Source organism: Microcystis sp. M31BS1 (assembly GCF_020245285.1).
GTDB lineage: Bacteria > Cyanobacteriota > Cyanobacteriia > Cyanobacteriales > Microcystaceae > Microcystis > Microcystis panniformis.
On the sequence record NZ_JADBVE010000309.1, the window covers coordinates 1 to 4,065 of the forward strand.

General features: G+C 46.5%; 3 protein-coding genes, 1 tRNA gene and 1 pseudogene. 3 read left to right on the forward strand and 2 right to left on the reverse strand.

Features of this window, described 5'->3' with window-relative positions; genetic code table 11:
* Window positions 1–128 precede the first annotated feature (128 nt).
* Window positions 129–437, forward strand: a pseudogene (locus IM509_RS17860) (ABC transporter ATP-binding protein); the annotation flags it as partial.
* 102 nt (window positions 438–539) lie between these two features.
* Here the strand turns inward: IM509_RS17860 and murA are convergent.
* On the reverse strand, window positions 540–1,853 hold the full coding sequence (gene murA / locus IM509_RS17865) for a UDP-N-acetylglucosamine 1-carboxyvinyltransferase (RefSeq protein WP_185236737.1): 1,314 nt from the start codon (window positions 1,851–1,853) through the stop codon (window positions 540–542).
* 191 nt (window positions 1,854–2,044) lie between these two features.
* On the opposite strand from murA, the gene IM509_RS17870 reads away from it, so the two are divergent.
* Both IM509_RS17870 and IM509_RS17875 read left to right on the forward strand, forming a co-directional pair.
* Window positions 2,045–2,128 (forward strand) — tRNA-Leu (locus IM509_RS17870).
* 62 nt (window positions 2,129–2,190) lie between these two features.
* The gene (locus tag IM509_RS17875) at window positions 2,191–2,982 is read left to right on the forward strand and encodes a TrmH family RNA methyltransferase (protein WP_185236738.1); all 792 of its coding nucleotides are present in this window, start codon (window positions 2,191–2,193) and stop codon (window positions 2,980–2,982) included.
* A 75-nt stretch (window positions 2,983–3,057) separates the two neighbouring features.
* On the opposite strand, the gene IM509_RS17880 is transcribed toward IM509_RS17875, so the two are convergent.
* Window positions 3,058–3,837, reverse strand: a complete 780-nt coding sequence (locus tag IM509_RS17880) for a hypothetical protein (protein WP_260441155.1) — start codon at window positions 3,835–3,837, stop codon at window positions 3,058–3,060.
* Window positions 3,838–4,065 lie beyond the last annotated feature (228 nt).

The window sequence follows — 4,065 nt, forward strand, 5'->3', positions numbered from 1 at the left end:
AAAATTGTCTGAGCAATTTTTTGATAATTGACCACTGTTGCATTTGGTAAATCGAGGAGTTGATCAAAATTTATCCACATAACCCACCTCCTGTTCTGTGTTACTATTATACCATGCTCACACAGAACCTAGAAGAGCCACCTTTTGGGGCTTTAGATGCTTTAACTAAGCGAAAATTACAACAGGAAGTGCTGAAAATTTGGGAGAGTCACCGGCAAGCGGTGATCATGATTACCCATGATGTAGATGAGGCAATTTTCATGTCCGATCGCATTGTTTTAATGACCAATGGGCCCCATGCTAATATCGGTGAGATTTTAACAGTGCCTTTTCCCCATCCCCGGGAGCGTCACGCCATGAGAGAAACTCAAGAATATTATGATTTAAGAAATCATGCTCTCGATTTTCTGGAGCGTTATTTTACGGCAGATGAATAGGCGGTAAAAAAGTCAGATAATATCTGTAGGGGCAAGGCATTCGGATAGGAAATCTACGGTTTCAGCGATAGGTTATTGCCCGAATGCTTCGCCCTTTTTCTATTAAGATGGGGACAGGGTAGCCAATTCTAAGGCTAAAGGATCAACCCGGCGTAAATTTGCCCCTAATGCTCTTAATTTACCCTCTAAATTATCGTAACCTCGATCGAGGTGATGGAGTCCCTGCACAATAGTAGTCCCCCGGGCTGCCAATCCTGCCACCACCAAAGCTGCCGAAGCGCGTAGATCCGTGGCCATCACCGGCGCCCCAGAGAGGAAAGGCACACCGCGCACTAAAGCCACATTTCCTTTGACCTTGATATCTGCTCCCAGACGCTTTAATTCGGCCACATGACGCAGACGATTTTCAAAAACCGTCTCATTAACTACGCTACTGCCCTCGGCTAAAGTTAATAGAGCCATAAATTGGGCCTGCATATCCGTGGGAAACCCGGGATAGGGTAGGGTTTCGATATCGGTGGCTTTTAAGTCTCTAGGGATAATCCGGAGACGATTAGGATCATCTTCCACCACTTCCGGACCGATTTCGTGCAGTTTGGCAATTACCGAAGCTAAATGGCTGGGAATCACGGGATAAAGACTAATTTCTGAGCGGGTAATCGCCCCGGCTATCAGTAAAGTCCCGGCTTCAATGCGATCGGGAATGATATTGTAATCGGTACTGTGCAGACGGGAAACTCCCTCAATGACAATTGTATTGGTTCCGGCACCGCGAATTTTTGCCCCCATGGAAACACAAAAATCGGCTAAATCAATCACCTCTGGCTCCTGGGCTGCATTACCGAGAATGGTTTCCCCTTCCGCTAAAGTCGCCGCCATCATTAGGGTTTCCGTCGCTCCCACACTGGGATAATCCAGATAAATATTCGCCCCTTTCAGACGACCATTACCCTTAACGCGGGCGTGTACCATGCCGCCATCAATTAATACATCTGCACCCATTGACTGTAGGCCTCTAACGTGCAGATCCACTGGTCTGGCCCCAATGGCGCAGCCGCCAGGGAGGGGAACTTTTGCTTCTCCTAAACGGGCTAAAATCGGTCCAATGGCAAAAAAACTGGCTCGCAACTGGGAGACGAGATCGTAGGGTGCTTGAGCTTGTTGGAGGTCTCTGCCATCAATCTCTAGTCTATCTCCGCTGCGACGGACTTGCACGCCCAAAGCCGAGAGAATTTGACTCATCCGCTCGATATCGGCTAGGGCAGGTACATTACCAATCTGGCACTCGTCGGAGCAGAGTAAAGCTCCCGCCATAATCACTAGAGCGGCATTTTTGGCACCACTGATCTTGACTTCACCCTTGAGAGAGTGACGACCTTGAATTTCTAAATAGGGATGCTCGATATCGATAGTCATAGGATCATTCATTTATCTTAGTTGGGAGTCTTGGCTAAGGAAAGCTTCGGTAAAATTAGACTGCATTTTATCAGATTTTTGAACGAATTATCGGTGATTCTACCCCGAAAAACGATTTTTGTCTTAATTATCTCAACTATCTTGACTTATGGATTGTCCGATAGTATGATAGGAGATCGTGAAAGAAAAATGCGGAACTGGCGGAATTGGTAGACGCGCTAGATTCAGGTTCTAGTGTCTGCAAAGACTTTCGGGTTCAAGTCCCGAGTTCCGCATTATCTCCCTCAAAACGTAGTTATTTAGGGCAGCCCTAGCGGGGTAAAAAATCCGACTGGCTATGATTAGCAGTGTTCAAAACCCTTTAATCAAGCAAATTCGCAAGCTACACCGCACTAGAGAGCGACAGGAGCAGAATTTGTCCTTAATTGAGGGAACGCACTTACTAGAGACGGCTTTAGCGGTGAATTGTTCCCTAGAGACGGTTTGTTATACTGAAAAGTGGCGACAAAGACAGGCAGAATTAGCAGAGAAACTTCAAAATCAAGCGAAACGAGTCGAGATGGTTTCCCCAGAAGTCCTCGCTTCCCTAGCAACCACGGTTAATCCCGATGGTGTGATTGCTACTATTTCCCGTGATCACCTTCATCCAGTCCCCCAAAATCCGCTACAATTGGGCTTAGTTTTGGAAAGATTGCAGGATCCGGGTAATCTCGGTACTATTATTCGCACTGCTGTGGCTACGGAAGTACAGGGTATCTGGTTAAGTCTCGATAGCGTCGAAATCGATAACCCGAAAGTGATCCGCAGTTCCGCTGGGGAATGGTTTCGATCGCCCCTAGTGGTAGAATCGGATTTATCGGCTTTAGTGAAAAAATATCAAGCACAGGGGGTAAAAGCGATCGCGACTTTACCCACAGCCACCAAAAACCATTGGGAGATTGATTTTACCCGTCCGACTTTAATATTATTAGGCAATGAAGGAGCCGGTTTATCGCCCCAATTAGCGACTTTAGCCGATGAAACGGTGAAAATTCCCCTCTTTGGTGGTGTGGAATCTTTAAATGTTGCGATCGCTACTGCTGTCATCCTCTACGAAGCTAGAAGACAATTAAGCTGCCCGCGCATTTGAATTGCTTGTTGAGATGAGGCACTCATGCAAGGGGCAAGAGGCAACAGTAAAGAGATTGGGGGAGATTTAGCCAATCTAAGAAAGTGATAGCAAAGTAGCGATTGCGGGGAGCAGTTTTGCACATGACTCGGCCAGTTTGGCAGCATCGGGCAAACCGGCAATCGTTCCTTTGAGAATTTTCAAAGCAGTTTTTGCCGCTTTTTGGAGTGCATTATCTTCGGGTTTCTGTCCTGCTTCTGCGAGGGTTTTGACCTGTTCCATCGCCTCCGCTTTATCTTCCGGCGCTAGGTGGGATTCATTTTTGATCGCAGATTGAAGCTGTTCGAGCAGTGTGGCCAGTTGAGTTGCTTCAGGGGTATTCGTCGATTGCAGTTGACCGATGCTGTTCGTGACCACACCGCTAATTTCTCCGAGTGCAACCCCGGTCATGGTTTGGTTTTCGCCTGCGGCGGCAATTCCGCTCACGTTTCCCTGTACGCCGCTGATGTTGACGTTTCCTTTATTTTCTGTCATAGTTTCTACATGGTTGTAATATTTTTCCACGTGAATCTTTGGGCTGCTGATGGCGGGTTCAGCAAAGTTAGAATCAACCGCTTCATAAGCTTTTTGTGTTAGAGCGACCTTGTATTCATCCGAGGCTATTGTTTGCAAATTAATATAACCAGATTTTTCTAATTCACGGAGCGTTGGGAATTCGACCTCAGGACAGCTATCAGAACCCGTGTAATTTGGCCAACTAGGGCCGTTGAAAACCTGAGGACCCCACAAAATATTGTCCTCGGCGGGAAAATCACCAGCCAGTACTCCTTTAACTATCCATCGCAAAAGGTTTTTTTGTTTTTCTGTTAAACTCATATTTAAGCCTCGAAAAATAAACAACAGTACCATTATACTATGTAGTTTTGATTTTCGTAACGGGAATTTGCTAAAACCGACATCTATATAGGGTCTGCTGAAAAAGTACGGGCGAAGCATTCGGATAGAAAATCTACGGTTTCACCGATAGGTTATTGCCCGAATGCTTCGCCCCTACAGGACACGGGCCGATGAAGACGCAAGGTTTTGAACGAAGATTCTCTCAAA

Bases quoted from the DNA above. Each gene is read 5' to 3' on its own strand.
- IM509_RS17880 (WP_260441155.1), bottom strand. From the start codon at position 3,837: ATGAGTTTAACAGAAAAACAAAAAAACCTTTTGCGATGGATAGTTAAA.
- murA (WP_185236737.1), bottom strand. From the start codon at position 1,853: ATGACTATCGATATCGAGCATCCCTATTTAGAAATTCAAGGTCGTCAC.
- IM509_RS17875 (WP_185236738.1), top strand. From the start codon at position 2,191: ATGATTAGCAGTGTTCAAAACCCTTTAATCAAGCAAATTCGCAAGCTA.